This is a genomic window from Microbacterium canaveralium (genome assembly GCF_047238045.1).
Classification (GTDB): domain Bacteria; phylum Actinomycetota; class Actinomycetes; order Actinomycetales; family Microbacteriaceae; genus Microbacterium.
Genome location: NZ_JBDFMA010000002.1, coordinates 1 through 26,517, shown reverse-complemented (window position 1 = coordinate 26,517; position 26,517 = coordinate 1). Strand labels below are relative to the sequence as shown.

Genomic DNA, 26,517 nt, shown 5'->3' with positions numbered 1-26,517 from the left:
AGGGATGCGTGCCGATTCCCCGCCGGGGTCCGATTCGTGTTCGAGGTCTCACATGTCACCGCTCGGGCAGCATGACCGTCACCGCCACTCCGTTCAAGCGGCGGTTCTCGATGGCGACCGATCCGTCGGCGGTGTCGACGAGCGCTGCGACGAGGGCGAGGCCGAGACCGCTGCCGCCCTCGCGGCTGGTGCGCGCCTCGTCGGGTCGGGAGAAGCGCTCGAACGCGTGCGGCACGAACTCCTCCGGCATGCCGTGTCCGGTGTCTTCCACGCGCAGCTCGAGGGCGGAGTCGTGCTGCTGGAGGAGGAGGGTGATGCGTCCTGCGGGGGGTGTTGCGGCGATCGCATTCGCGCCCAGATTGTCGAGGATCCGAGAGAACGCGCTCACCGAGAGCGGATAGGGCGAGTCGGCCCGCTCGATCGCGGTGTCGAGCTCGATGTCGGGGCCGGCTCCGCCCGTGATCGTCCTCAGCCGGTCCACGGAGTCCATCAGCTCGGTCTCCAGCTCGCTCGCAGTCGCGAGCGCAGTGACGGGCGGTGCGGCGTCCAGGCGGGAGAGCTCGAGGAGGTTCGTCGCCAGGCGGGACAGGCGGGCGAGGGACCCCTCGGCGGCGCGGATCTCTTTTTCGAGGGCGTCCGCGTCGCCGAAGTGCCGGTGCGCGAGTTCGAGCTGGGTGATGACGACGGCCAGCGGGGTGCGGATCTCGTGGCTGGCCGCGGACACCATCTGCCGCTCCCGTTCCGCGGTGTCCCGCGTCCGGGCGATGAAGGCGTTCAACGTCTCCGCCAGATCCGACAGTTCATCAGCCGCCGGGCCGACGGGGAGCTCGCCGCCGTCCCGGTCGCCGAGCGACGCGGCGGTGCGGCGCATCCGCTCGACCGGACGCAGAGCGGCGCCGGTGAGCAGCCACGCGGCGAGGGCGGACAGGATCACGAGGGCCGCTGCGCTGACGAGCAGCGTCCGGTCTAGGGCCGCGACGGTGAGGTCGCTGCCGGCGCCGCTGCGCGCCGCCCACAGCTCCCACGTGCCCGCGCTGGTGTCCAGGGTTCGGGAGACGACCGTGAACCGGACGTTCTCGTCGGTGATCACCGTCGAGGTGCCGTCGCTGCCGCTGCTGCGTTCGAGGACCTCGTGGACGTCGTGCGGCATCGTGTCGACGGGCACCGCCCCGCCGGGAGCGCGCGTGAAGATCAGGATCCCCTCGGCCGGCGGGTCGGGGGTCTCGGTCGGGTCCGATCCCAGATCGGCGAGATACGGGGCGAGGTCGCCCTCGGCGAGGGTCACCTCGGACGCGACGACGATGCTGCGGAACTGCCCGTGCAGCACGAGGGTGATCACGCCGACGCCGATCAGCGCGACGAGGAGGCTGCCGAGGGTGATCCGGGAGCGGATCGACAGGGAGCGCAGCAGCCTCACTCGGTGCGCTCCAGCCGGTACCCCGCGCCGCGGACGGTCGTGATCCGCAGGCCCGCGTCGGCCAGGGCGAGCTTCTTGCGGAGGTAGCTGACGTACTGGTCCACGAGGGTCGGCTCGAACGTCTCAGGTGATCCCCACACCTCGGTGAGGATCTCCGTCCGGGTCACTACCTCATCGAGATGCACGGCGAAGAAGCGCAGCAGGGTGAACTCCTTCACGCTCAACGCGAAGGGGCGATCGCGGACCGTCGCGCGCACGGACAGGGCGTCCAATCGCAGCGCTCCGATCTGCACCACCGGCTGCGGGCCGCTGGCCCGGCGACGGATCTGCGCGCGGATCCGGGCGCTCAGCTCGCCGAAGTGGAACGGCTTGGTGACGTAGTCGTCGGCGCCCGAGTCCAGTCCGAAGATGCGGTCCTCGACGGCGTCGCGTGCCGTGATCAGCACGACCGGGACGGTGCTGCCCGACTCCCGCATCCGACGGCAGACCTCGAACCCGGTCATCCCCGGCAGCATCACGTCGACGACGGCGACATCGACGTCCCCCGCCGTGAAGGCGATCAGCGCGTCGACGCCGTTGTCGACGAGCTGCACGTCGTAGCCGTCCTCGCGCAGTCCCCGGTCGACGAGGGCGCCCATCTGCGGGTCGTCCTCGACGACGAGGATCCGGGACATCAGACCGCGCCGGAAGTGCCGAGCAGCGACCCGATCAGGAAGGTCGCGGCGAGGGCGAGAGCGCCGCCGACGACGATGCGGATCATCGGGCGCAGAGCCGGGCTGCCGCCGACCCGTGCGCTGATGTATCCGGTCGCGGCGAGGGCGATCAGCACCACGACGAAGGTCACCGGAACCCTCAGCTCCGGCGGCGGGAGCAGGATCGCGAGCAGCGGCAGCACGGCTCCGAGGAAGAACGCCAGCGCCGAGGCGCCGGCGGCGGCGAGCGGACTGGCGACCGCTTCCTCGTTCAACCCGAGCTCCGCTTCCAGATGTGCGGTCAGAGCGTCGTTCTCGGTCAGCTCGCGGGCGACCTGATGCGCTGTCTCCGGGGTCAGGCCACGCGCCTGATACAGAAAAGCGAGCTCCTCGAGCTCCCCGGCGGGATCCTCCGCGAGCTCGACGCGCTCCTTCGCGATCAGCGCGCGCTGACTGTCGCTCTGACTGCTCACCGAGACGTACTCGCCCAGCGCCATCGATACCGCGCCACCGACCAGACCCGCGACACCGGCCGTCAGGATCGGAGCCGTCGCCGTCGTAGCGCCCGCGACACCCACGACCAGAGCGGCGACCGACACGATGCCGTCGTTCGCGCCCAGCACGCCCGCTCGCAACCAATTCAGGCGCCCCGAGATCGCGCCATCATGCGGCTCCGCGCGAGGAGTGGAGGGCGGAGGAGTGGGATCGGACGGCATGAGCCTCATGGAAGCACCGGAGTCTCCTCCGCGCCAGGCAGGACAGGCTTCCCTCTCCTCCCCGAAGAGGGAGTGAGCGTGAAGATGTCGAGGTTGCCGATTGCGGCGTGGAGGTGTTCACTCGCGTGTTGCGCGATCTGCGTCGCGTCGTCAAGCTGATCGGCTGCGACGCGGAGGGTGGCCGATCCGGTCAGTCGGTGGCCGATCCAGCGGAGGCGGAGATCCTCGACAGCGGTGACGCCCGGGGCGTGCTCGAGGACGTGCTCGGCGCGTTCGAGGAGGTCGGGCGCGATTGCGTCCATCAGGCGGGCGCCGACCGACTTCACGGTTCCCCAGAGCAGGACCAGGATCGAGACGGCGATGAGCAGGCCGATGATCGGGTCCGCGAGCGGGAATCCGAGCAGGACGCCGATCGCTCCCAGCACCACGGACAGAGACGTGAAGCCGTCGAGCCGCGCGTGCACCCCGTCGGCGACGAGGGCGGCGGAGCCGATGCGGCGGCCGATGCGGATGCGGTAGATCGCGACGATCTCATTGCCCGCGAAGCCGATGACGCCGGCGAGCACGAGCAGCCACGGGTTCTCGATCGGGCGGGGATCGAGAAGGCGGGCGATCGCCTCCCAGCCTGCAACGACGGCGGAGAGCGCGACGACGACGACGATGAACATCCCGGCGAGGTCCTCGGCGCGCCCGTAGCCGTAGGTGTAGCGGCGGGAGGCGACGCGGCGCCCGAGGACGAACGCGATCCAGAGCGGCACCGCGGTCAACGCGTCCGCGAAGTTGTGGATCGTGTCGGCGAGCAGTGCGACGGACCCGGTGAGCGCGACGAGCGCCGCCTGCAGCACGGTCGTCGCGAGCAGGATCACCAGGCTGATCTTCAGCGCGCGCACTCCCGCCGTCGACGCCTCCATCGCGTCGTCGATCGAGTCGGCGGAGTCGTGCGTGTGCGGGACGAACAGGTCGTGGAGGAACCCCCGGAGGCCGCCGTGCGGGTGACCGTGGGTATGGCCGTGCTCGTGGCCGCGCGGCTGCTCGTGGTCGTGCGGGTGCTCGTGCTCGTGGGGGTGGCCGTGCTCGTGGTGTTCGGTGCGCGTCGTCACGCGGTCGGCCCGCCCGTCTGGTGATGCGGTGCGTGCCCGACGACGTGCTCGGCCTGCTTGATCGCGTCCACGACCAGCTCCGAGGCGTGCTCGTCCGTCAGCCGGTAGAAGACGGTCGTGCCCTCGCGGCGGGTCTGCACCATGCGGCCCAGGCGCAGTTTCGCGAGATGCTGCGAGACCGCGGCCGGGCTCTTTCCCACGGTCTCGGCCAGGACGTTCACCGGCAGCTCGCCCGCCTTCCGCAGTGCCAGGACGATGCGCACCCGCGTCGCGTCCGCGAGCATCGCGAACACCTCGACGGCTAGCTCGACGTACTCCGAGTCGACATCCAACCCGCAAGATTTCTTATCTACGTGCATACGCAGATAATAGCTCACGCTCCACGTCGGAGCCCAACGACTCTTTACCGCTGCTAGGCGATGCTGCTCGACGCGCGGCGACAGAGCACCCGAACGACGCGAGGTAATGCAGCCTGCGGTCGGGTAGCGACGCACCCGAGTTGACTTGAACCCATAGAAGGGTCCCCGGCATCCCGTCCCGGGAGGCGAGCTGCGCTCGCCCGGCGGCGACGGAGCGCCGCCGGGCGGAGCCGCTGCGCGGCCTGTTCCCTGGGTTTTCTTCACCTCTCCGCGGTCTCAACCTATTTCGCTCCAACGGCTATGTGCCACCGATTCCGGACGCGCCCTACGGGCTTATTTCGCCCGGAATCGGCGTCACTTCGCCGCCTCCGCTCAAACGGTCATTCCCGCCGGAGAGGCAAAGAAAAACGATCAGTCAGGAGCAGTCATGTCCACCACCCTCGAAGCGATCCTCCGCGATCAGATGGTCACGTTTCTCGTCAGCAAGAACATCGTGTGCCCGCGCACCGGGGGCGCGCTCGACGCTCGGACGTGCGTCGTTCTCACCGACCGCGACGGTGATCCCGCGGCCGTCGTCTCGCCCGAGGGCTGGGAGCAGATCACCGGCGACCCCGACACCCTCGCCCGCCTTGCGAAGCACGGGCTGACCGTCGACCCGACCACCGTCCGCTGACAGGAGTGCGCCATGACCACCATCGACACCGGCCGCGCGACCGCGGCGCAGCTCGCGCTCATCCTCGACACCCGCCGTGCGGAGTCCGGCGATGACGCCGCGGCCACCGACGCCGAGATCCTTGCGCACGTGCGCAACACCCTCACCCTGCCGGGCGAGGGCGCGCCGGGCGGGCATCCCGTCACCGACAACGGCACCGAATACGCCGCGGCGCTTGTCGCGTTCCTGACCCCGACCCCGAGCGCTGACGCCCTGCTCGCCACGATCGAGCAGCTGCAACAACAGGTGTGGGCCGCGGCCCCGGTCCTCATGGTCGTCACCGTGACCGATGACGGGGAGACGTACCGCGCGCTGCGCTGCCCCGTCTGCGACCAGCTCGTCACCGACTCCTACGGCGACCTGTACGCCGTGGACGTCTCGACCAGGTGGAACATCGCGGAAACGGACGACGATCACCAGCAGATGAGCGTTAGCCGAGGGGACGACGATTACAGCAGCACCCTGTACTACCTGCACACGACAGGCCAGCCGCACGCCGTCGTCCCGCCCGAGGACTGGACCGAGAGCTGGAGCTGACCCAGCGGGGGAGGGGCCGGCCTACGGGCCGGCCACGAGGGGCGACCCCCTCGCGCTCCCCGGTGTTCCGCCTGCGGCGGGGCGCGAGCTCCGCCCGCGCAGCGGTGACGGAGCACCGCCGAAGCGAGCCGCTACGCGGCAGGATTCCCCGGTTTCTTCACCTCTCCGCGGTTTCAACCTACTTCGCTCCATCGGCTACGTGCCACCGATCCCGGACGCGCCCTGCGGGCTTATTTCGCCCGGGATCGGCGTCACTCCGCCGCCTCCACTCAGTTGGTTTTCACTCGCCGGAGAGGCAAAGAAGAACGATCTGGAAGACGACAAAAGCCCCGTAGTGGACCTAGCACCACGGGACCTGTCGCCTTCATGGTCGCACACCGATCAAGGAGAAACCATCGTGAGCATCACCACCGGAACCGGGACCATCGAGCACATCGACCCGACCACCCTCGTCATCGAGGCGAACGTGCGCACCAGCGCTCCCGTGACGAAGGATTTCGTCGCGTCGATCCGTGAGAACGGCGTCATCACCCCGATCCTTGCCCGCCGCGACGAGCGCGGAAACGTCATCGTCCGCGCCGGTCAGCGTCGCACCCTCGCCGCCCGCGAGGCCGAGGTGCCGACCGTCCCCGTCTACGTCGTGGAGGGCGACGACACCACCGCGGACCGGATCATTCAGCAGATCATCGAGAACGACCAGCGCGCCGACCTCAGCACCGCGGATCGCACCGCCGCCTGGGCGCAGCTGGCGTTCGAGGGCATCAGCGCCGCGCAGATCGCCAAGCGCACCGGCACCAAGACCGACGCGGTGAAAAAGGGCCTCGCCGTCGCCGAGTCCGCCACCGTCACCTCCGCTCTCAACGAGCACCCGCTGACCCTGGACCAGGCGGCGGTGCTGTTGGAGTTCGAGGACGACGCCGACGCCCGCGCGCACCTGATCGAGGTCGCCACCACCGACCCGACCCAGTTCGAGCACACCGCGCAGAGCCTCCGCGACGACGCCGCGGAAAAGGCCCGCCTCGCCGCCGTCGAGCAGGAGCTGATCGCGGGCGGTTTCCAGGTGCTCACTCGTGGCGGGGCGTACGGGCAGGAAAGCCCGTGGGTGATCCTCCGCAAGCTCCACACCGCGGACGGCGCACAGGTCACCGCCGAGCACATCGCCACCGTCCCGGTGCGCGGCGCGCTCATCGACACCAACTGGCGCGGCGACATCGACGTGACCTACTTCGTTCAGAACCCCACCGATGCGGGATTCACCTACGCCTGGGGCGCACCCGGCACCCCCGCCGAGCCGCTGACCGCGGAGCAGATCGAGGAAGAGCGCGTCGAGAAGTCCGCCGAGCGCAAGGCGCTCATCGCCAACAACAAGGCGTGGACCGCCGCTGAGACGGTGCGCCGCGAATGGATCGCGACGTTCCTGTCTCGCAAGACGCTGCCGAAGGACGCTGACCGGGTGATCGCGCTGGGCCTGACCGCTCACCGGTTCTCGGTGTCGTCCGCGATGTCGGGCGGCAACGACCTCGCGCACACGTTCCTCGGCGTCGAGCGGCCCTCCGGTTTCCGCACCGACGCCCTGGCCGCGCTGGTGGAGGCCAACCCCGGCAAGGCCCGCCTGGTGTCCCTGGCGGTCGTCCTCGCCGGTGCCGAGGCAGGCACCAGCAAGGAATCGTGGCGACGCGGCGACGAGCGCGCCGCCGCGTTCTTCCGCCAGCTCGCCGCGTGGGGATACGCCCTCTCCCCGGTCGAGCAGATCGTCACCGGCGACACCACCCCCGCCGAAGCCGCGGGCCTCGCCTGACCAACCGGACGGGGACCGGCATCCGTCACCCCCGGCGTCACCCCCGGCGTCACCCCCGGCGTCACCCCCGGCGTCACCCCCGGACGTCACCCTGTCGCATCACCCTTTTTTCACCCCCCCGGGCGTCACCCTCAGCTGCCCAGAAAGGCGCACCATGACCACCACTACGACCCCCGCCGTCGATGTCGACGTGTGTGGACACACCGCGGCGCTGCGCGAGGCGGAAGCCGCCGTCAACACGGCCACGGCATCCGGCGACGTTGAGCAGATCGCCGCGGCCGCGCACGCGCTCATCGTCGCCGCGGCGGCGCATGGCTGGCCCACCGCTACGGCCCTGGTGTTCAAGTACGAAAGGACCGGTCCCGTCGCTCACGTGTGGGGGCTGTGGCGCGTGGTCGACGTCGACGGACGCGTGCTGCGCGAATGGGAGGACGAACCCGGCGACATGACCGACGAGTCCGAAGAAGAACTCGTCGCCCTCGACCTCATCACCAACCGCGCCGCGACGCTGCACGTCACGGACTACGGAACGCCCGCGGGCACCGCGGCGACGGTGCTGCACGCGCTCACGCTCTGAGCATGGCGGCGGGCCGACCCGAAAGGGCCGGCCCGCACGAGGGGGAGACCCCCTCGACCCCCCTCCAACGCGGGTCGCGGGTTCCCCGCTCGAGCGCGGTCAGCTGCGCGGCCGCGGCTTGTACTTCTTGCCCGCCCGGATGTTGACGTTCTCGATGACGCCGACGACGGCCAGGCCCGCGGCGACGAGAAGGATGATCGCCCACCCGAGGACGTTCAGCCACGTGCCGGCGAACACCGCCGCCGTCTGCTCCGCCGCGATCGCGAAGAGCATGAACGACGCACCAAACCACACCATGCCGTTAGACACCAACGCCGCTTGAGCGAGCTTCGACCGCTTCTCAGACATGCGCTCACCATCCCACCCGTCGCTGCGCGAATCTACGGCGTGACACCGCCGCCGCGGTGTGCTTCAAGGCGCTCCGATAAGGTCCCATGCCTGGTTCAGCGCCTCTCCCAGCAGATGCTAATAATCATCCCCGGTTGGGCGGACCACTCCGGTGGACGCGCGCAGGGGGATGAATAGGAGTGTTGCGCTACATACCCTAGGGGGGTATGGTATCTGGGTGAACGGATACGAGGGCAACAAAGACGACCTCCAGAAGCGGCTGCGTCGCGTCGAGGGTCAGGTACGAGGGATCGCCCGAATGGTCGATGAAGACAAGTACTGCATCGACATCCTTACGCAGGTCTCCGCCGCGACGAAGGCTTTGGAGACGGTTGCGCTATCCCTGCTCGGGGATCACCTCCGCCACTGCGTCGCGGAGGCGAGCGCAGAGGGCGGCCAGGTTGCCGCAGAGAAGATTCGTGAGGCCAACGACGCGATTGCACGGCTCGTCCGTTCCTGATCCCGCACCAACCCCAGAGGAGCAAATCATGACCGACCGCATCGACCTCGGCCTGAAAGACACCAACGCCGGCTGCGCTTGCTGCGCCACGTCCACAGCGACAGACGCACCCGCGTCCACCGCGGCGACGGTGACAGAAGACGTCCTGGTGACCGGAATGACATGCTCGCACTGCGTGTCGAGCGTCACGGAGGAGCTGACTGCGATCGACGGTGTCGAGAACGTCACGGTAGACCTCAACGCCGGCGGTACGTCGCGCGTCACCATCCACAGCTTGACCCCGATCGATGCTGCCGCAGTGCAGGCCGCGGTGGAGGAGGCCGGCTACACCCTGGCCGGCGCACCCGCATGAGCGCGGTCGACGTCGAACTCGATATTTCCGGGATGACATGCGCGTCGTGTGCGACCCGGATTGAACGCAAGCTGAACAAGCTTCCCGGTGTGGAAGCAACGGTGAACTACGCCACCGAGAAAGCACGTGTTCGCGGGAACGACGTCGACCCTGCCACCCTGATCGCCGCCGTCGAATCCGCGGGGTACCAGGCGGCTCTCCCCGCACCGCCACCGAGCGGTGACATCGATGAGAACACCCCAAACCGAGAGGACGGCGAGGTCGGGGCGCTACGGCGGCGTCTGCTGATTAGTGCCGCCCTGTCGCTGCCGGTGGCAGTGTTGTCGATGGTCCCGGCGTTGCAGTTCGAGTACTGGCAGTGGCTTGCCCTCACTCTCACCGCCCCGGTGGCGGTCTGGGGCGCGTGGCCGTTCCACCGGGCCGCGGCCGTCAACGCCCGACACGGCGCGGCGACCATGGACACCCTCATCAGCGTTGGCGTCATCGCCGCATTCGGGTGGTCCCTTTACGCGCTGTTCTTCGGTGGCGCAGGCATGCCCGGCATGACGATGACGTTCACCCTCGTCGGTACCCCGCAGGCCGGGGGCCACGAAATCTATCTGGAAGTGGCCGCGCTGGTCACCGTCTTCATCCTGGCCGGGCGGTATGCCGAAGCGCGCGCGAGGAAATCATCGTCGGAGGCGTTACGGGCGCTGCTGGAGATGGGCGCGAAGCACGCCACGCAGCTCGTCGACGGCGCCGAACGGATGGTGCCGGTCGCGCAGCTGTCGGTCGGAGACACTGTGCTCGTTCGACCGGGGGAGAAGATTCCCTCCGACGGGCTGGTGATCGATGGTGCCTCCGCCGTCGATGCCAGCATGCTCACCGGAGAATCAGTCCCCGTCGAGGTGACGACTGGGTCGCGTGTCATAGGAGCGACGGTGAATGTCGGCGGCCGCCTCACCGTAGAAATCACCCGGGTCGGCGCCGACACCGAGCTCGCGCGCATGCGCCGGCTGATGGAGGAAGCCCAAACCGGCAAGGCCAAGGTGCAACGCATCGCTGACCGGGTGTCGGCCGTGTTCGTCCCGATCGTCATCGGACTTGCCGCCGCCGCCTTCGTCGGCTGGATGATCGCTGGGACATCGCTGGAACAAGCGTTCACCGCCGCGGTCGCGACACTAATCATCGCGTGCCCGTGCGCGCTTGGCCTCGCCACCCCCACCGCCCTCTTGGTGGGCACCGGCCGGGGCTCGCAGCTGGGAATCTTGATCCGTGGACCGCAGGTGCTGGAGCAGACCCGCACCGTCGACACCATCGTGCTCGACAAGACCGGCACCGTGACCACCGGCAAGATGACCGTCACCACCGTTCACCCCGCCCCTGGTGTCACCCGGGACGAGCTGCTGCGGGTCGCCGCTGCGGTCGAGGCGGGCTCCGAGCATCCCGTCGCCCGCGCGATCACCGCCACCGCGCCTGGTGCATATGCGGACAGCTTCGCCTCGCACGCCGGGTTCGGTGTGCAGGGGATCGTGGACGGCGCCGCGGTGGTCGCGGGCCGCGCCTCCTGGCTGGCCGAGCAGTGGGGCATCCGCCCACCGTCGGAGGCCGCAGCGGAGCTGAACACGCTCGCTCGTACCAGTACCGCAATCGCGGTCGGCCGCGACGGGCAGTACCTGGGCGCGATCGGCGTGGCGGACACGGTGAAGCCGACCAGCTCGACCGCCATCGCACGGTTCCGCGCACTCGGGCTGCGCCCGGTGCTCCTCACCGGCGACAACGACACCACGGCCGCACGGATCGCCGCTGAGGTCGGCATCTCCGACGTGCACGCCGGCGTCACCCCCGCCGGGAAGCTCGAAGTGATCCGCCGGCTCCAAAACGATGGCCACGTGGTCGCAATGGTCGGTGACGGCGTCAACGACGCCGCGGCCCTCGCCGCAGCCGACCTCGGCCTTGCGATGGGGGGCGGCACGGACGCGGCGATCGCCGCCAGTGACATCACGATCGTCTCCGGCGACCTAACCGTCGTGGCCGACGCGATCCGACTCTCCCGCCGCACCCTCCGCACCATCAAGAGCAATTTGTTCTGGGCCTTCGCCTACAACGTCGCCGCCATCCCGATCGCGATGGCCGGGCTGCTGAACCCGCTCGTCGCCGCGGCGGCCATGGCGCTGTCGTCGGTGTTCGTCGTGACCAACAGCCTCCGGCTGCGCCGGTTCCGCCCCGAGCCGGCACCCGTGCACATCGCCCGCACTCCCATGCCCCAACCGGCCTGAATCGTGCGCCGTGGCGGCGCACCCAGCGAAGGAGGCTCCCATGAGCCAGCACGAACATCACAACCACTCGGCCCGCACGAACCACCAGGGCCACAACGCTCCGGCGGCAACGGCAGTACACGACCACGCAGCGATGGGCCACCCGCACGGCACGGATGATCGGGCACCTGCGGCGGGGCACTCCGGGCACGGTCACGCCGACCACGGCGGTCACGCCGGTCACGGTGATCACGTCGCCCGGTTCCGGCGGCTGTTCTGGATCATGCTGGTTCTCGCGGTGCCGGTCGTGGCTTTCTCCAGCATGTTCTCGATGCTGATCGGCTACCCGCTGCCGGACGCGGCGTGGGTGGGATGGGTGTCCCCGATTCTCGGGACCGTCATGTATGTCTGGGGTGGCGCCCCGTTCCTTACCGGCGCCGTCAGCGAGCTGCGCGCCCGCAAGCCCGGCATGATGCTTCTCATTGCCCTCGCGATCACCGTCGCGTTCCTCGCGTCCTGGGGGGCAAGCCTCGGGCTGTTGCACCACGAGTTGGACTTCTGGTGGGAGCTGGCGCTGTTGGTCGTCATCATGCTTCTCGGGCACTGGATCGAGATGCGATCCCTCGCCCAGACCACCTCCGCCCTCGACTCCCTCGCCGCGCTCCTGCCCGACGAGGCCGAGAAGGTGGACGGGGACACCACCGTCACCGTCGCCCCCGCTGAGCTGCAGGTCGGTGACGTGGTTGTGGTCCGCCCCGGTGGGCGGGTTCCCGCGGACGGGCGGATCGTGCAGGGCTCGGCCAGCATGGACGAGTCGATGATCACCGGAGAATCCCGCCCCGTTCGCCGCGGCGACGGCGATCAGGTCGTCGCCGGCACGGTCGCCACCGACTCCGGAGTTCGCGTAGAAATCACCGCGGTCGGGCAGGACACCGCCCTCGCGGGCATCCAAAAGCTCGTCTCTGAGGCTCAAAACTCCTCCTCTCGCGCGCAGCGGCTCGCGGACCGTGCTGCGGGGTGGCTGTTCTGGTTCGCGCTCGGCGCGGCCGCGGTCACCGCTGTGGTGTGGTCCCTGGTGGGATTCCCCGACGAAGCGGTCATCCGCACCATCACCGTTCTGGTCATCGCCTGCCCGCACGCCTTGGGACTGGCGATCCCGCTCGTCGTGTCGATCGCCACGGAGCGTGCCGCGCGCGGCGGTGTTCTGATCAAGGACCGTCTCGCGCTGGAAAGCATGCGCACCGTCGACACGGTGCTGTTCGACAAGACCGGCACCCTCACCAAGGGAACCCCGGCCGTCACCGCGATCGACCCTGCCGAAGGGGTCGATGCAGACGAACTGCTGGCTTTGGCCGCCGCCGCCGAGGCGGACTCTGAACACCCCCTTGCTCGGGCGATCGTGAACGCCGCGAAAGAGAAGCAGCTCACCGTGCCCTCCTCCAACGACTTTGAATCGTCACCGGCCGTCGGTGTCCGCGCGCAGGTCACCGGGCGCACCGTCCAGGTCGGCGGCCCCTACATGCTCGAGCAGGAGAAGGCCGCTGAGCGGTCGATCGCGAACGAGTGGCGCAAGGAGGGTGCGATCATCCTCCACGTTCTCATCGACGGGCAGATGGCAGGAGCGCTGCGCCTGGCGGATGAGATCCGCCCTGAATCGCGCGCTGCGGTCGACGCGCTGCACCAGCGGGGCGTGCAGGTGGTCATGATCACCGGAGACGCCGAAGCGGTTGCCGCATCCGTCGCCGCCGACCTCGGCATCGACCGCTTCTTCGCCGGGGTCCGCCCCGAAGACAAGGCATCCAAGGTCAAGCAGCTTCAGAACGAATCCCGCAAGGTCGCCATGGTTGGTGACGGGGTGAACGACGCACCCGCCCTCGCGCAAGCCGATGTCGGTATCGCCATCGGCGCGGGCACCGACGTCGCCATCGCGTCCGCCGGGGTCATCCTCGCCAGCGACGACCCCCGCTCCGTGCTGTCCGTGATCGACCTGTCGCGGGCCAGCTACCGGAAGATGAAGCAGAACCTGTGGTGGGCCGCCGGATACAACCTCATCTCCGTCCCCCTCGCCGCCGGAGTGCTCGCCCCTATCGGGTTCGTCCTCCCCATGTCCGTCGGAGCGATCCTGATGTCGCTGTCCACGATCGTCGTCGCGCTCAACGCGCAACTCCTGCGTCGGCTCGACCTCAGCCCGCAAGCCGTCGCCGCGAAGTAGTTTCCCCGCGCCCGCAACCCCCCGAATCGTCCCCGTCGCCCGCTCGTATCGTGGCAGGCGCCGGGGACGGTCCCCGGGAAAGGACCAGCGAACATGACTGCTATCGATCAGATGCTCACTACTCACCCCAAGGCCGCGTCCATTGAGGCCGCGGACGTACTCGCCCGCTGCATTGAGGCCTGCATCGAATGCGCGCAGACCTGCACCGCGTGTGCCGACGCGTGCCTGTCAGAAGACATGGTGGCCGAGCTGGTGACGTGCATCACCAAAAACGCCAACTGCGCCGACATCTGCACCGCGACCGGTGCGGTGCTTTCTCGACAGACGACGGTGGACGTCGAGGTGGTTCGCGCTGTTGTGGAGGCATGCCGCACCGCGTGCGCCGCGTGCGCGCAGGAATGCGAGCAGCACGCCGACATGCACGAGCACTGCCGGGTCTGCGCAGAGGCATGCCGCCGCTGCGAGCAGGCGTGCAACGACCTCCTCGCGGCGTTGTAACCCACCAGTTCCCGTCACCCACTCGCGGGCAAAGCGCGCGTTGGCCGTCAAGCGGCCCACCCGCCCTCGCCGGCGAAAGTTAGCCTAGAAACCGACCAGGAGGTGAAGATGTCGCTGATTACCCTCGCGCAGCATGTGCGTGGCCAGCGTGCATTCACCCGCACCCTGCTGATGGTGATCGCTGTAACCGGCGCCGTCATCGTGGGGCTCCTGGCAATGCACTCCCTCAACACCCACACCACCGCCTCCGGACATGGCGACACGGTGGCTGTCGCGGGAGAGGTATCGACCCATCACGATGCGTCGCCCCTCTCCGCCCAGCTGAACACGACCGCCGCCCACGACGACGGCTGCGGCGACTGTGGCGACGATCACGCCATGGCCTGGATGGCGTGCGTGTTGGCGCTGCTTGTCAGCGTGCTCGTGCTCGCACGTCACCGTATCGGGTGGCGCATTACCGTCCGAGACGACGTACTCCGCGCGGTACAGGCCCGGTGGCCCGCGCCCGCACAGATTGTCCCGCCACCTTCCCTCACGGTTCTCTGCATCAGTCGCACGTGATGACGCGTACGCCCGCCTTCCGCGCGGGCAACGCATCTTCCCGCACGACAACCGTCGTGCCTCATCACCGACCGATGGAGACAACCACCATGAAGACCCGCGCCGCGGCGACCGCCGCGTTCACTCTCGCCGCCCTGCTCACTCTCGCCGGATGCTCCGGCGGGACCACCTCGGGCGGCAGCATGCCCGGAATGGACCACGGCAGCAGCAGCAGTGCTAGCCCCGCGCAGTCCGCGGACGCCAACGAGGCGGACGTCATGTTCGCCAGCATGATGATCGAGCACCACACTCAAGCGATCGAGATGTCCGACACGCTCCTGTCGAAAGACGGCATCGACGAGCGCGTCACCGCCCTGGCGGAGCAGATCAAGGCCGCTCAAGAGCCTGAAATTGCGACCATGGAAGGGTGGCTCGAGGACTGGGGAGCCACCTCCTCCGACATGGGCGGCATGGACCACAGCGGCGGCGGCATGATGAGCGAGGACGACATGCAGGCCCTCGAGCAGGCCACCGGCACGGACGCCGCCCGACTGTTCCTTCAGCAGATGATCGAACACCACCGCGGCGCGATCGAGATGGCCCAGGAAGAGGCCAGCAACGGCCAGAACAGCGACGCCGTCGCCCTGGCCAACCAGATCGTCGAATCGCAGACGTCCGAAATCGCGACCATGGAGGAGCTTCTGGCAACTCTCTGATCACCCGGGTGGGGCGCGGAAAACCACCGCGCCCCACCACCCGATCAGACGAAACGCACCCCCAATGCAGCACCACCACACCAACCTCACCGCGCCGGGCTCCCGCACCCGCGCCTTGTCCTTGGTCACCCTCGTCCCCATGGTCGCGCTCGCTCTCGCAGGCTGCGCCGGTTCACCGTCCCTCACCGGTGACGACCACCCTGAGCAGCCGCTCACACACGTGCACGGCATCGTTGATGACCCCGCCACCGATGGGTTCCTTATCGGAACCCACGAGGGCATCTTCACCGTCACCCGTGACGGTGAGCTGGGCGCCCGCCTGGCGAAGACGGACTTCGACGCGATGGGCCTGACCGTCCTTGACGACACACTCGTGGCATCTGGCCACCCCGGTCGGACCACCCCGCCCGAGCTGGGAGCCCCCAACCTGGGCATCATCCGAAGCTCCGACAACGGGCAGAGCTGGCAACCCACCGCATTCACAGGCGAGAAAGACTTTCACGCCCTCGCCGCGGACCCCCGCGGAACGCTCTACGGCGTCGCCACCGACGCCAATGAAATGCTCACCAGCACAGACGGCGGTGTCTCCTGGCAGCCCACCGGGGCACCCGTCTACGCCATGTCGCTCGCCGTTGACGCAGCAGGGCGAGTGATGGCCTCCACCGCGGATGGTCTGCTGGTCAGCACCGACCGGGCTGCCACATTTCAGGCGTGGCCGGATGCTCCCCTTCTTGCCGGGCTCAGCGCCTCCCCGGACCACAACCGCGTGGTCGGTATCGGCACCCAGGGACGGATCTGGGCCACAACCGCGGGAGCGCAGAACTGGTTCGAAGTCGGAACGATCCACGGCACCGCCCAAGCCGTCACCATCACCAACAACGGCGACATCCTCGTCGTCGATGACAGCGGCCTGAGCCTCATCCCCTACCAGCAGTAACGCGCATCGCGGCGGGCACCGCCCTCCGCCACCCGCGAAGGGCCCGCACGAATACCCGTGCGGGCCCTCCTCGTTCCCAGATCAGCCGCGGTGCTGGGAACCGTCACCGGTGCTCCCGCTGATGGGAGCGTGGTCTCGACGGAGCAGATACAAGGCTGCCCACCCGAGCAGGCCGAGCGTTGTGAAGATGTCAGCCACGTTGAAGATGGCGAACCAGTCGACAGCGATGAAGTCGACCACCTCTCCGCTGAGCGGTCCGGTTTCAGCGCGTGTGGTGCGGTCCCACAGGTTGCCGATCGCGCCGCCGAGGGCGGCAGCCAGCAGCGCAGTAGCGCCCATGCTCTGCCTCCGCAGCACTCGGATGACGATCCACGTGAGCAGCGCGGCGACAAGGACCATAACGCCGACGACAAGCGGCGCTCCCACATCGCCGCCGAGACCGAATGCGACCCCAGGGTTGAACACGAGGCGCAGGGATACGCCCAGCCCAAGGTCGATATCACGGCCTCCGTCGAGGTAGGACAGGGCCCACGCTTTGGTGAGTTGGTCGACCGTGAAGGCGGCAACTACGGCAGCAGCGGCAGCGAGGAGGCGTGTGAACCTGCTCACGACAGGACTTCGATGAGACGAACGATCACGCCGGACTCGACCAGGATGTACAGACCCAACCCGATGAACACGGCCGGCACGAGCCAGTGCTCGATCTTCTCAAGAGCCTCTGTGACAGCCTTGCTGGTACCCACGAAGCGGGCGATAAGACACCACACGGCAACGAGTACCAAGAACACGATGATGGTAACGATGGTGTCCGGAACCGGGTTGGTGCGGAAGACAGGTGTGTACAGCGAGATGTTGTCGGCACCGTTCGCGATGGTAATGCCGGCAACTCCGAGCAGGCCCCCGGCGCTGATGGAGCTTTCGTCGTCGTCGTCATCGTCGCCGCGATGTCGGAGCGTACGAATCAGCCCGTACACACCGATCGCAAGTGGGACCAGGCCCAGCAGCCCGACCCATTCATCCGGAACGATGGTGAGGCCTGCGGCGGCGAGGCTGCTGATTGCGACCAGAGCGATGAAGCCGAGGTACTGTCCGGCCACGACCTTCCATCCCGGGAGGGCTCCGCGTGCGGACGCGAGAAACAGAACGGTGAGGACGACGATGTCGTCGATGTTCGTCGCCGCGAACAGGCCGATGGCGGCCACGATGGTTCCGATCATCGGGCGTCGCTCCCGTACGTCTTGCACAGATCGACCTTGAAACCCGTCGCGGCGAGGAGTCGCTCGGCCGCTTCGAGAACATCGATCACCTCGGGAGTGGAGACAGAGTAAAAGTTCTGTCGGCCCTCACTGCGGGCAACAACGAGTCCGCATTCGCGGAGGCATCCAACGTGCTCTGACACGGTTGACTGCGCCAAGCCGAGTTCGTCGGTGAGGTCCCTCACCCGCGCTTCACCAACGGACAGCCGACGCAGGATCGTCAGGCGACTGTGATCGGCAAGAGAGTGGAACAGAGATACAGCAGCTGCGAGCTCTTGTGTCATCGGCATGTGACGATCATATCGGTAACTGCCGATTAATAAGTGGTGCGAAACCGATCGGTTTCGCACCACCCACGGGGCAATCGACGAGGTGCCGGAATGTTGTGACTGATGACGCTCTTTGGCGGTGTTCTTGCAGTGCTGTTTGGCGGCGGTCATCCGATGTCGCGGTGATGGTCTCGAGTCCGTCCTCTCCGCCCGGGGATCACCGGAGACGACTCATAGTTCTCAGACCTCTCGATCGGGGCGCTGCTATAGGTAGCGGCAGACCTGGTCGGTGCTGCAGGTGTCGGGCTCGACGTGGTCTGCCTGGTCGCGTAGCGCGGCGAGGGTGTCGCGGAGGTCGTGGAGCTGTGCGAGTTGCTGGTCGATGTCAGCGAGGCGTGTGTCGAGCAGGTCGCGAACATGGTTGCAGGGGGCTTGGCCGTGGTCGCGGATGTCGAGGATCTGCCGGATTTGGGCCAGGGTGAGTCCGGCTGCTTGACCGCGGTGGATGAAGTTGATACGGGCAAGCGCCGCAGTCGTGTAGTCGCGGTAGCCGCTGGGTGTGCGCTCGGTCGCGGGTAGGAGTCCCTGGTCTTCGTAGAACCGCAGCGTCTTTGCGGTCGTCTCGGCCGCCTCAGCGAGTTCACCGATCCGCATTATAGACGCTCCTTCGTCAGAGGACTTGACCTTCCACCGCACAGGAAGGTTGATGATGACTGTAGCAGCGAATGTTCGCGATAGGTCCGGGAGGGATCGGAATGCAGTCGAGGTTTGATCTGGCCGTGATCGGATCGGGTGGTGCGGCGTTCGCCGCTGCGATCCGCGCCACCATGCTGGGCAAGTCGGTGGTGATGGTGGAGCGCGGCACGTTCGGTGGCACGTGCGTGAACACCGGGTGTGTGCCGTCCAAGGCGCTGATCGCTGCCGGTGAGGCCCGCCATGTGGCGGCGGACGCCGGCGCCCGATTCCCAGGGATTGCCGCTACCGCGGGCCCGGTGGACATGCCCGGTCTGGTGCGTGGCAAGCAGGAGCTGGCCGAGGCCATGCGGGGGGAGAAGTACTTCGACGTGGCCGAGGCGTACGGCTGGCCGGTCCGGCAGGGCGACGCAGCCTTCGCTGGCACTCCGGATGCGCCTGTGTTGGAGGTCACCGCTGCCGACGGCACCGTTGAGACCATCGAGACCGCGCATTACCTGATCGCCACGGGCTCCGCCCCCTGGGCCCCGCCCGTCGAGGGGCTCGACGACGTTGGCTACCTGACGTCGACGTCGGCGATGGAGCTGACCGAGGTGCCCGACTCGTTGGTGGTGCTGGGTGGTGGCTCCGTGGCGCTGGAGTTGGCTCAGCTGTTTGCCCGGCTGGGTTCGACGGTGACCATGCTGGTGCGTTCCCGGCTCGCGTCGAAGGAGGAGCCCGAGGTTTCCAAGGCTCTGCAGGAGGTCTTCGCCGACGAGTGCATCCGGGTGGTCCGCCGTGCTGTTCCGCCCCGGGTCGTCCGAGACACCGCCACCGGTCAGGTCGTTGTCACGGCGGAGGTCTCCGGCGGTGAGCAGGAGTTCCGTGCGGACGAGATCCTCGTCGCGCTCGGACGCCGCCCGGTCACGGCAGGACTCAACCTCGACGTCGTCGGGGTGAAGACCGGCGACGCCGGACAGGTCGTCGTCACCGACGAACTGCGAACCTCCAACCCTCGGGTCTGGGCAGCCGGGGATGTCACCGGGCACCCCGAGTTCGTCTACGTCGCGGCACGCCACGGCACGCTGGTCGCCGAGAACGCCTTCAACGGAGCGGACGCAGCGGTCGACTACACGCGGATGCCGCGGGTGACGTTCACCAGTCCCGCGATCGGCGCGGTCGGGATGACCGAGAAAGAGGTCATCGCGGCCGGGATCCGCTGCGACTGTCGGGTCCTGCCTCTGCACTATGTGCCTCGTGCGGTGGTGAACCGGGACACCCGCGGGTTCATCAAGATGGTTGCCAACGCCGACACTGGTGAAATCCTCGGCCTCACCGCGGTCGCTCAGGACGCGGGCGAGCTCGCCGCCGCCGGCGTCTACATCCTCGGCAAGACCATCACCGAGGTCGCCGACGCGTGGGCCCCGTATCTGACCATGGCCGAGGGCATCCGTATCGTCGCGAAAGCGTTCACCACCGACGTCTCGAAACTGTCCTGCTGCGCCTGACAGTGCACCGACGCACGCACCCCATCAGAACTGGATCAATTACGATGACGAACCTTGCTACCGACCTGATCGACCGTCTCGCCGGATCCGCCGAGACAACCCTGCTGGTCCCGTTGCTCCGGCTGCTTGCGGATGGTGACCCGGTTAGTATCGACGACCTCGCGGCCGCCGCCGCTCTCACTGCCGACGAGGTCCGCGCCCGCCTGGCCGCGATGCCGGACACCGAGTACGACGACCAGGGCCGGATCATCGGCCAAGGCCTCACCCTGCGCCCCACCCGGCACCGGTTCACCGTCGCCGGTGGGGAGCTCTACACCTGGTGCGCCCTTGACACTCTGATCTTCCCCACCCTTATCGGCCGTCCCGCGCGGATCGAGTCGGTCTCCCCGGCCAGCGGCGACACGATCCGGGTCACGGTCGATCCGACCGCCGGTGTCACCAGCGTGGAACCAATCACCGCAGTCGTCTCCCTGGTCGACCCCGGGAATCTGCCGTCGATCCGCTCCTCGTTCTGCAACCAGGTCCACTACTTCACCTCTCCGGAAGACGCAGGCGGCTGGCTTGCAGAGCACCCGGAAGGCCGGGTACTGTCCGTCGCCGAAGCCTTCGGGCTTGGCCGCAACCTCCTCCCCGAAACGCTTGCACGTCCAGTCAGCGGCACAGGAGACGGCAGCTACCGCGGGCCGGACGCGTGCTGCTGAACCAGCCCACCTCACGGACGAAGATGGCGATGTCGCCTCACGATGACAACCGAACCGGGGGTGGTCTGCTCATGGCGCTGGGCGCGGCCTTCCTCGTGGTCGCCTGCTGCGCCCTGGGCCCGCTGCTTGCCGCGGGCGGCGCGATCACAGGAATCGGTGCCCTCCTGCACAACCCGTGGGCGATAGCAGGCGGAGTCGGGCTCCTGATCCTCGCGGCCCTGGCGAGCACCATCGCTGTGATACGCAACCGGCGACGCCACCACACGAACGACCCCGACTGCTGCCCGCCCACCCAAAACACTGAGGGCAACGCCGACGCGCAGGATGATCGGAGCCCCAGAAGCTGACACCTTCTGCTGAACCTCAGCGTTCGCGCAGGTGCCGGATCCCGAAACGACGTGTTGGTTGCGCTCTCCGAACGCCTCGTTCATCTATAGCTAAATGAGACATGATGAGCGATGCGTCAAAGGGTGCCGTCGTCGCACAATTTCGGGCGTTGAGAACGTCTCGAAAAGTTGCCTCATCGCGCTCTGCCTCACGGGGTCGCGCGACAGGAGTTTGTGAGGCATGCTGATCGGGTGAGGCTTCTCGGGTACACGCGCGTGAGCACCGTCAGTCAGGACGCGCGCCTGCAACTCGACGCCCTGGGCGCGACGGGTGTTGAGGCGAGGGACGTCTTCTCAGACGTGACCTCGGGCAGCCGTGCCGCGGTGCAGCGGCCAGGGATGAAGAGACTTCTGGAGTACGCTGAGCCCGGCGACACGGTGGTCGTCTGGCGCATCGACCGACTCGGGCGCTCCCTCATCGACGTGCTGAACACGGTGAACCTGCTGCGCGAGAAGGACGTGAAGGTTCGATCGATTTCGGATGGCATCGACCCCGAGACCTCGTCCGGGCGGATGATGCTGGGCATGCTCGCGACGCTGGCGGAGTACGAGCGTGAACTGATCACCGAGCGAGTCAACGCCGGCATCGCCGCGGCGAAGCAGGCTGGCACGCGCTTCGGCCGGCCACCCGTGGATCCGGGCGTCGTGAAGGAGAAGCTTGCGATCGTGCGAGACGCGCGCGCGAAGGGACGCACCGCCGAAGACGCAGCCCGACTGGTCGGATGGTCCAGAGCGACGCTCTACCGTCATCAGCACGCCACCGGCACCCCGGCAGCGGTCGGCGACTAGATGTGCCATGGACGCGCTGGCCCGGTGGCGGATCCTGCGTCTCCATGTCGAGGATGACATTCCCCTGGCCACGCTGGTCAGGGAGACCGGAATCGGTCTGCGCACCCTTCAACGCTGGAACCATGACTACGCGGTGGCGGGGATCGACGGGCTGAAACCGAGCGCGCGAGCGGACGCGGGGACCCGGCGCACCGACCCAGACCTGGTCGCGTTCGTTGAGCAGCTCGGACTCACCAAACCGCGTCCCGGGATGGCGGCCTTGCACCGGCTCGCCATGGCCGAGGCCGACCGCATCGGGTGCGCCCGTCCAAGCTATTCGACGGTCCGGCCTTCCTGCACCGCCTTGACCCGGCACTCGTGACCCTCGCGCTGGACGGCCCAGCCGCGTACCGGGACCGACACGAGCTAGTGTTCCGCCGCCGAGCCGAGCGACCGAATGCGATCTGGCAGGCCGATCACACCGAACTCGACATCCTCATCGTCGGCGCCGATGGGAAGCCGGAACGCCCCTGGCTAACGGTCGTGATCGACGACTACTCGCGCGCGATCTGCGGGTACACCGTGTTCACAGGGGCGCCCTCGGCGATCAACACGGCGCTCGCATTGCGGCAGGCGATCTGGCGCAAGACCAACCCGGCTTGGGCGATGTGCGGTCTCCCCGACGTGCTCCACGTCGACCACGGCAGCGACTTCACCAGCAGGCATCTGGAGTACACGGCGGTGGCGTTGAAGATCCGGCTGATCTACTCGACAGTCGGCCGGCCGCAAGGTCGCGGGAAGATCGAGCGATTCTTCGGCACCGTGAACACCGAACTTCTCACGACCCTCCCCGGCCACCTCACCCCTCGGGCACGAGCCCCGAAGCCGCAGCTCAGCCTCGCGGACCTCGATCAGGCCATCGGCCGGTTCGTCACCGAGTACAACGAGCGCCCCCACAGCGAGATCGGCGCCAGCCCGAAGGAGGCCTGGATCGGTGACGGCTGGTTGCCGCGGATGCCCGACAGCCTCGACCAGCTCGACGGGCTGCTGCTGACCCTGCCGAAGAACCGCGTCGTCCAACGCGATGGCATCCACTTCCAAGGCCAGCGGTACCTCTCACCCACACTCGCGCCGTTCGTCGGACGCAGCGTGACAATCAGGTACGACCCGCGCGACGTGTCCGAGATCCGCGTCTACGACCACGACACGCACATCTGCATCGCGATCGACGAAGCACACCCCAACCAGCGACTCTCCCTGCGCGACATCGAGACCGCCCGACGCGCCCGCCGTCGGCGGCTGCGTCAACAGATCAACGAACGCATCCCCCAGACAGCCGTCCGTGACGAGCCGCGAACCGAGCCGCGGACACCACGCCAGGTGAGACTACGCACCTACGAAGAGGACGAGCCATGAGCCGCGACTTCATCGTCACGAAAGAACACCGCCGCTTCATCGAATTCGCCAACGCCGTCCGCAAGGAACGCACGATCGGCATCTGCCACGGCGATGCCGGCGTCGGCAAGACGCAATCCGGCCGCCGATACGCCCACTGGGACACCCTGGAACCCTTCATCACCGAGTGGGGACCGCGGAGCGAGACCGACACAGAGCATTACGCCACCGCGAACCGATCCCGGACCCTGTTCTACACGCCACCGGTCCTCCCCAAGCCGGCGCAGCTCGTCCATGAGATCGACCACCTGCAGACCAGGCTGGGCATCTGCATCGATGAGCACCTGCGCGCCACCGGCAAAGTTACGGGGACTCACGGCCGCTACAACATGGGCAAGCGGGTCGAGCTGCTCATCATCGACGAGGCCGAACGCCTCACGCCCACGGCCCTGGAAGTCCTCCGAGACCGGCACGACCGTGAGCACACCGCGATCATCCTGATCGGCATGCCCGGCATCGACCAACGATTCCGGCACTACCCCCAGCTCTACAGCCGCCTCGGGTTCTCCCACCGCTACCGCAACCTCGGCCGCGACGAACTCCTCTTCGTCCTCGAACGTCGCTGGAAGCGACTGGGCCGCACCCTCGACCCCGACGACTTCACCGACGCGCAAGCCATCGCCGCGATCGAACGCATCACTCGCGGCAACTTCCGCCTCCTCGAACGCCTCTTCCCCCAAATCGCACGAGTGCTCAAGATCAACGAACTCGAGACCATCACCGACGACGTCGTCGAAGCCGCCGCCAGCGTCCTCGTCATCGGATAGCCACCGCCAAACAACAACGCAAGAACACCGCCAAAGAGCGTCAACATTCACAGCCACCTGGTCGACAGGCCTTCCGAGCGTGCAAAACCGATCGGAATCGCACCAATGAGGAAACCTACAAGGCGCAACAGATCATCGAGAGGGTGCATTCGGACCCGTCTCCTATTTCGACGCGGGGATGGCGCCGGCTTAGCGCCCATCGATTGAGCGGACGGCCACGTGTATTTCGGTCCAGAGTTTGAACTCGGCGGTGTCGTAGCGTCCTTGCCGGTCGACGGCTGCCCATGCGTCGAGGCTTTCGAGGGGGACGCCGGCGAGGCGGGCTGCCGCAGGATGGCTGATGCGGTGGGGCTTCGTCACGGCGTCACGCTAACGCGGACGCCGGGGAGACAGAACGGATCGGTCCGAGATTCACCCGCCACATCACCTGTGGCGATGCCGTTACAGACGGTTCGAGAGGGTGAGCCCGTCGGCGCTACTCGCGTCGTGCATCATCTTGTCGATCAACTCACGGTCGAGCTGCGGTGCGCGGCCGCCGTAGAACTGCATGAGCAGGGCCCGTGTGGGGCTGATCCAGATGGAGGAGCGGCCGCCGCCGGTGGTGGGCATCTGGAGCATGAAGCCTTCACGGCGGCGGAGCTTGTTCATCATGACGACGCGGAGGTGCGCGAGGATACGGTCGTCGATGTCGTAGCTGGAGTCTTGCGTGTAGATCAGTCGTCCCACGGGGCGAGCGTGTCCTTCATCTCGTTCGAGGCTGGGCCATCGCGAAATCGCCCGGCCGCTCCGAATTATCGCACCCGCGATGTTGCTCACATTTGCACAACAGCCCGGGAAGGTTTTCGCAAGGGTCCAGGGGTGAACGTGTCGTCTGAGACGCTGACACGGACGTCGTTCCTCCGGCGTGTGGGACCTCTCGCCATGATGGTCGCGCCGGGGGTCCCGATGTTGGAGGTTTCCGATGGGGAGATTCACGTACGACTCGAGTGTCAGTGCCGACTTCGATGACCGGGAGCTCGCTCACCTGCAGGCGGTCATCGTGGCGAAGATCCGCCGCGGGGAGCGGTTCACCTTCACATGGAAGATCGACATCAGCCTCGGCGGTGGCCGGACAAGCGTCTACCTGTACCCCGGAGTCAAGCTGGCGTTTAGATACGAGGGTGGCCACACACCGCAGCTCAACCCGTCCTGGCTGCGGATGCTGACCGACGCCGCCAACTCGCCACAGGGACTTCACGTGCTTGATGAGCCGGCCGGGCGCACTCCGGACCAACTCGCGCGCGACGCCGACCGACGGAATCACCCGGTAGAGGCGTGACAACAGTCGCAGTGTGCAACGCGCTTTCCGATGGTGCAACCCCGATGCCGGTGAGACCTAGCGACATCTACGTTGTACCGCATGACTCAGAGCATCGAACGGGTTCAGCTGACCGTGAATGGTGCCACCCATGCTCTCGCGCCGTTGGAGAGCGTCGGGGATATCGAGGCTCAGGTTCTCGGCGCCACGCGCGCCGGCGGTGGCTTCATCACGGTCACGCTGGACGGGGGCGAACGTCTCAGCATCTTCGTGTCGGCGGCGGCAAGTTCGATCACCATCGATTCCTCCACAGTGCGCCTTGATAGCGGCCTCGCCGACGGCGGCGGCGACGGGTGGCGCAACCATTCTGGGCAGGTGTTCGACGATGAGGAGTCGCCTTACGACATCATCTGACCGTCACGACGGCACGTAACCGATCGGTTCCGCTTCGAATAATCCGGGGCGCAAAGCGGTAGCAGTGCAGACCTCGCGCCGCTTGAAGCCAGCATTACGACCGCCCGACACTCATATGCTTCGTCTGTGACGTATCTGGCAGAAAGCCCCGGCACCGTCGTGGTTGCGAAATGACGCGCGTGCTCGTCATCGACGACGAGCAGATGCTCACCGACCTGCTGTCGATGGCACTGCGCATGGAGGGCTGGGAAGTGCGCACCGCCGGCTCCGGCTTCAACGCCCTGCAGGCCGCCCGCGACTTCGAACCTGACGCCCTCGTGCTCGACGTCATGATGCCCGACCTCGACGGCATGGCGGTCCTGCAGCGACTGCGGCACTCGGGCAACGACGTCCCCGTGCTCTTCCTCACCGCGAAGGACTCCGTGGCCGACCGTGTCGCCGGCCTCACCGCCGGCGGCGACGACTACGTCACCAAGCCCTTCAGCCTCGAGGAGGTCGTCGCACGCCTCCGCGGGCTCATGCGACGCGCGGGCACCGCCCTCACCCGCGACTCCGAGCCCATCCTGCGCGTCGGCGACCTCTCGCTGAACGAGGACAGCCACGAAGTCGTGCGCGGCGACCGCGAGATCCAGCTGACGGCGACGGAGTTCGAGCTGCTGCGCTTCCTCATGCGCAACCAACGCCGCGTGGTGTCGAAGGCGCAGATCCTCGACCGCGTCTGGAACTACGAATTCGGCGGAAGCTCCAACGTCGTCGAGCTCTACATCCATCACCTGC

34 protein-coding genes are annotated in these 26,517 nt (G+C 67.6%); 21 read left to right on the top strand and 13 right to left on the bottom strand.

Annotation, left to right across the window (positions count from 1 at the left end):
• Positions 1–55: 55 nt before the first annotated feature.
• The 5 genes from ABC271_RS00560 to ABC271_RS00540 are packed head-to-tail and all read right to left on the bottom strand — an operon-like array spanning position 56 to position 4,284.
• Entirely contained in the window at positions 56–1,417 is a 1,362-nt protein-coding gene (locus ABC271_RS00560) for a sensor histidine kinase (RefSeq protein WP_412923028.1), read from the bottom strand.
• Positions 1,414–2,091, bottom strand: a complete 678-nt coding sequence (locus ABC271_RS00555) for a response regulator transcription factor (protein WP_412923027.1) — start codon at positions 2,089–2,091, stop codon at positions 1,414–1,416. The genes ABC271_RS00560 and ABC271_RS00555 overlap by 4 nt, the downstream gene beginning before the upstream one ends.
• A complete protein-coding gene (locus tag ABC271_RS00550; RefSeq protein WP_412923026.1) occupies positions 2,091–2,825 on the bottom strand; it encodes a VIT1/CCC1 transporter family protein in 735 nt (244 codons plus the stop codon). Before ABC271_RS00550 ends, ABC271_RS00555 begins: the two co-directional genes overlap by 1 nt.
• A 5-nt stretch (positions 2,826–2,830) precedes the next feature.
• Complete coding sequence (locus ABC271_RS00545; protein WP_412923025.1) at positions 2,831–3,925, bottom strand: cation diffusion facilitator family transporter; 1,095 nt, start codon at positions 3,923–3,925, stop codon at positions 2,831–2,833.
• Positions 3,922–4,284, bottom strand: a complete 363-nt coding sequence (locus ABC271_RS00540; RefSeq protein WP_412923024.1) for an ArsR/SmtB family transcription factor — start codon at positions 4,282–4,284, stop codon at positions 3,922–3,924. The genes ABC271_RS00545 and ABC271_RS00540 overlap by 4 nt, the downstream gene beginning before the upstream one ends.
• 427 nt (positions 4,285–4,711) lie before the next feature.
• Here ABC271_RS00540 and ABC271_RS00535 point away from each other — a divergent pair, with 427 nt between their 5' ends.
• The 4 genes from ABC271_RS00535 to ABC271_RS00520 all read left to right on the top strand — a co-directional run bounded on the left by ABC271_RS00535 (position 4,712) and on the right by ABC271_RS00520 (position 7,908).
• A complete protein-coding gene (locus tag ABC271_RS00535) occupies positions 4,712–4,957 on the top strand; it encodes a hypothetical protein (protein ID WP_160897556.1) in 246 nt (81 codons plus the stop codon).
• 12 nt (positions 4,958–4,969) lie between these two features.
• Positions 4,970–5,533, top strand: coding sequence for a hypothetical protein (locus ABC271_RS00530; RefSeq protein ID WP_160897557.1), 564 nt, complete (start codon positions 4,970–4,972; stop codon positions 5,531–5,533).
• Positions 5,534–5,930: 397 nt separating this feature from the next.
• Positions 5,931–7,331 carry a ParB/RepB/Spo0J family partition protein gene (locus ABC271_RS00525; protein WP_160897558.1) on the top strand — a complete coding sequence of 467 codons (1,401 nt, stop codon included), beginning with the start codon at positions 5,931–5,933 and terminating at the stop codon, positions 7,329–7,331.
• A 154-nt stretch (positions 7,332–7,485) separates the two neighbouring features.
• On the top strand, positions 7,486–7,908 hold the full coding sequence (locus ABC271_RS00520) for a hypothetical protein (RefSeq protein ID WP_160897559.1): 423 nt from the start codon (positions 7,486–7,488) through the stop codon (positions 7,906–7,908).
• Between the two features lie 99 nt (positions 7,909–8,007).
• Here ABC271_RS00520 and ABC271_RS00515 read toward each other — a convergent pair whose 3' ends face one another.
• Positions 8,008–8,256, bottom strand: a complete 249-nt coding sequence (locus ABC271_RS00515; RefSeq protein ID WP_160897560.1) for a hypothetical protein — start codon at positions 8,254–8,256, stop codon at positions 8,008–8,010.
• Positions 8,257–8,473: 217 nt separating this feature from the next.
• Between ABC271_RS00515 and ABC271_RS00510 the strand changes: the two genes are divergently transcribed.
• The 8 genes from ABC271_RS00510 to ABC271_RS00475 all read left to right on the top strand — a co-directional run bounded on the left by ABC271_RS00510 (position 8,474) and on the right by ABC271_RS00475 (position 16,247).
• Positions 8,474–8,755: a metal-sensitive transcriptional regulator gene (locus ABC271_RS00510; RefSeq protein WP_058233655.1), complete on the top strand. Its 282-nt coding sequence runs from the start codon at positions 8,474–8,476 to the stop codon at positions 8,753–8,755.
• 28 nt (positions 8,756–8,783) lie between these two features.
• The gene (locus ABC271_RS00505; protein WP_412923023.1) at positions 8,784–9,107 is read left to right on the top strand and encodes a cation transporter; all 324 of its coding nucleotides are present in this window, start codon (positions 8,784–8,786) and stop codon (positions 9,105–9,107) included.
• On the top strand, positions 9,104–11,365 hold the full coding sequence (locus tag ABC271_RS00500) for a heavy metal translocating P-type ATPase (RefSeq protein ID WP_412923022.1): 2,262 nt from the start codon (positions 9,104–9,106) through the stop codon (positions 11,363–11,365). The genes ABC271_RS00505 and ABC271_RS00500 overlap by 4 nt, the downstream gene beginning before the upstream one ends.
• Before the next feature lie 40 nt (positions 11,366–11,405).
• A complete protein-coding gene (locus ABC271_RS00495; RefSeq protein ID WP_412923021.1) occupies positions 11,406–13,556 on the top strand; it encodes a heavy metal translocating P-type ATPase in 2,151 nt (716 codons plus the stop codon).
• 93 nt (positions 13,557–13,649) lie between these two features.
• Positions 13,650–14,054, top strand: coding sequence for a four-helix bundle copper-binding protein (locus ABC271_RS00490; RefSeq protein WP_108320501.1), 405 nt, complete (start codon positions 13,650–13,652; stop codon positions 14,052–14,054).
• A 108-nt stretch (positions 14,055–14,162) separates the two neighbouring features.
• Complete coding sequence (locus ABC271_RS00485; RefSeq protein WP_108320502.1) at positions 14,163–14,615, top strand: DUF6153 family protein; 453 nt, start codon at positions 14,163–14,165, stop codon at positions 14,613–14,615.
• A gap of 89 nt (positions 14,616–14,704) precedes the next feature.
• Positions 14,705–15,310, top strand: a complete 606-nt coding sequence (locus ABC271_RS00480) for a DUF305 domain-containing protein (RefSeq protein WP_108320503.1) — start codon at positions 14,705–14,707, stop codon at positions 15,308–15,310.
• Positions 15,311–15,374: 64 nt separating this feature from the next.
• Positions 15,375–16,247, top strand: a complete 873-nt coding sequence (locus ABC271_RS00475) for a F510_1955 family glycosylhydrolase (RefSeq protein ID WP_239277143.1) — start codon at positions 15,375–15,377, stop codon at positions 16,245–16,247.
• 81 nt (positions 16,248–16,328) lie between these two features.
• Here the strand turns inward: ABC271_RS00475 and ABC271_RS00470 are convergent, their stop codons facing one another.
• The 4 genes from ABC271_RS00470 to ABC271_RS00455 form a co-directional block, all read right to left on the bottom strand.
• Positions 16,329–16,856: a signal peptidase II gene (locus ABC271_RS00470; protein ID WP_164878281.1), complete on the bottom strand. Its 528-nt coding sequence runs from the start codon at positions 16,854–16,856 to the stop codon at positions 16,329–16,331.
• The gene (locus tag ABC271_RS00465) at positions 16,853–17,449 is read right to left on the bottom strand and encodes a cadmium resistance transporter (protein WP_412923020.1); all 597 of its coding nucleotides are present in this window, start codon (positions 17,447–17,449) and stop codon (positions 16,853–16,855) included. The genes ABC271_RS00470 and ABC271_RS00465 overlap by 4 nt, the downstream gene beginning before the upstream one ends.
• An 11-nt stretch (positions 17,450–17,460) precedes the next feature.
• Positions 17,461–17,943, bottom strand: coding sequence for an ArsR/SmtB family transcription factor (locus ABC271_RS00460; RefSeq protein WP_319801395.1), 483 nt, complete (start codon positions 17,941–17,943; stop codon positions 17,461–17,463).
• Positions 17,944–18,036: 93 nt separating this feature from the next.
• Complete coding sequence (locus ABC271_RS00455; protein WP_108320786.1) at positions 18,037–18,426, bottom strand: heavy metal-responsive transcriptional regulator; 390 nt, start codon at positions 18,424–18,426, stop codon at positions 18,037–18,039.
• Between the two features lie 101 nt (positions 18,427–18,527).
• Here ABC271_RS00455 and merA point away from each other — a divergent pair, with 101 nt between their 5' ends.
• Both merA and merB read left to right on the top strand, forming a co-directional pair.
• Positions 18,528–19,952 (top strand): mercury(II) reductase, encoded by a 1,425-nt coding sequence (gene merA / locus ABC271_RS00450; RefSeq protein WP_128219030.1) that lies wholly within the window; start codon positions 18,528–18,530, stop codon positions 19,950–19,952.
• A 44-nt stretch (positions 19,953–19,996) separates the two neighbouring features.
• Positions 19,997–20,653 (top strand): organomercurial lyase MerB, encoded by a 657-nt coding sequence (gene merB, locus ABC271_RS00445; protein ID WP_128219031.1) that lies wholly within the window; start codon positions 19,997–19,999, stop codon positions 20,651–20,653.
• Positions 20,654–20,664: 11 nt separating this feature from the next.
• Here the strand turns inward: merB and ABC271_RS00440 are convergent, their stop codons facing one another.
• Positions 20,665–21,084, bottom strand: a complete 420-nt coding sequence (locus tag ABC271_RS00440) for a hypothetical protein (RefSeq protein WP_183420941.1) — start codon at positions 21,082–21,084, stop codon at positions 20,665–20,667.
• 147 nt (positions 21,085–21,231) lie between these two features.
• Here ABC271_RS00440 and ABC271_RS00435 point away from each other — a divergent pair, with 147 nt between their 5' ends.
• Genes ABC271_RS00435 through ABC271_RS00425 form a run of 4 tightly spaced genes read left to right on the top strand, consistent with a single transcriptional unit; the run spans position 21,232 to position 24,029 of the window.
• Positions 21,232–21,828, top strand: a complete 597-nt coding sequence (locus ABC271_RS00435) for a recombinase family protein (protein ID WP_070434801.1) — start codon at positions 21,232–21,234, stop codon at positions 21,826–21,828.
• A 7-nt stretch (positions 21,829–21,835) separates the two neighbouring features.
• Positions 21,836–22,189, top strand: coding sequence for a hypothetical protein (locus ABC271_RS18750; protein WP_459564417.1), 354 nt, complete (start codon positions 21,836–21,838; stop codon positions 22,187–22,189).
• The gene (locus tag ABC271_RS00430; protein ID WP_459564426.1) at positions 22,186–23,223 is read left to right on the top strand and encodes a Mu transposase C-terminal domain-containing protein; all 1,038 of its coding nucleotides are present in this window, start codon (positions 22,186–22,188) and stop codon (positions 23,221–23,223) included. Before ABC271_RS18750 ends, ABC271_RS00430 begins: the two co-directional genes overlap by 4 nt.
• On the top strand, positions 23,220–24,029 hold the full coding sequence (locus tag ABC271_RS00425; protein ID WP_070434716.1) for an AAA family ATPase: 810 nt from the start codon (positions 23,220–23,222) through the stop codon (positions 24,027–24,029). The genes ABC271_RS00430 and ABC271_RS00425 overlap by 4 nt, the downstream gene beginning before the upstream one ends.
• Before the next feature lie 189 nt (positions 24,030–24,218).
• Here ABC271_RS00425 and ABC271_RS00420 read toward each other — a convergent pair whose 3' ends face one another.
• Both ABC271_RS00420 and ABC271_RS00415 read right to left on the bottom strand, forming a co-directional pair.
• On the bottom strand, positions 24,219–24,389 hold the full coding sequence (locus tag ABC271_RS00420) for a hypothetical protein (protein WP_160897575.1): 171 nt from the start codon (positions 24,387–24,389) through the stop codon (positions 24,219–24,221).
• 81 nt (positions 24,390–24,470) lie between these two features.
• Entirely contained in the window at positions 24,471–24,755 is a 285-nt protein-coding gene (locus tag ABC271_RS00415; RefSeq protein ID WP_237488856.1) for a DUF7882 family protein, read from the bottom strand.
• Between the two features lie 235 nt (positions 24,756–24,990).
• On the opposite strand from ABC271_RS00415, the gene ABC271_RS00410 reads away from it, so the two are divergent.
• The 3 genes from ABC271_RS00410 to ABC271_RS00400 form a co-directional block, all read left to right on the top strand.
• Positions 24,991–25,347 carry a DUF7882 family protein gene (locus ABC271_RS00410; RefSeq protein ID WP_108320225.1) on the top strand — a complete coding sequence of 119 codons (357 nt, stop codon included), beginning with the start codon at positions 24,991–24,993 and terminating at the stop codon, positions 25,345–25,347.
• 81 nt (positions 25,348–25,428) lie between these two features.
• The gene (locus ABC271_RS00405; protein WP_412923019.1) at positions 25,429–25,740 is read left to right on the top strand and encodes a hypothetical protein; all 312 of its coding nucleotides are present in this window, start codon (positions 25,429–25,431) and stop codon (positions 25,738–25,740) included.
• Positions 25,741–25,910: 170 nt separating this feature from the next.
• The coding region (locus tag ABC271_RS00400; RefSeq protein ID WP_412923018.1) for a response regulator transcription factor at positions 25,911–26,517 on the top strand (607 nt) is incomplete at its 3' end.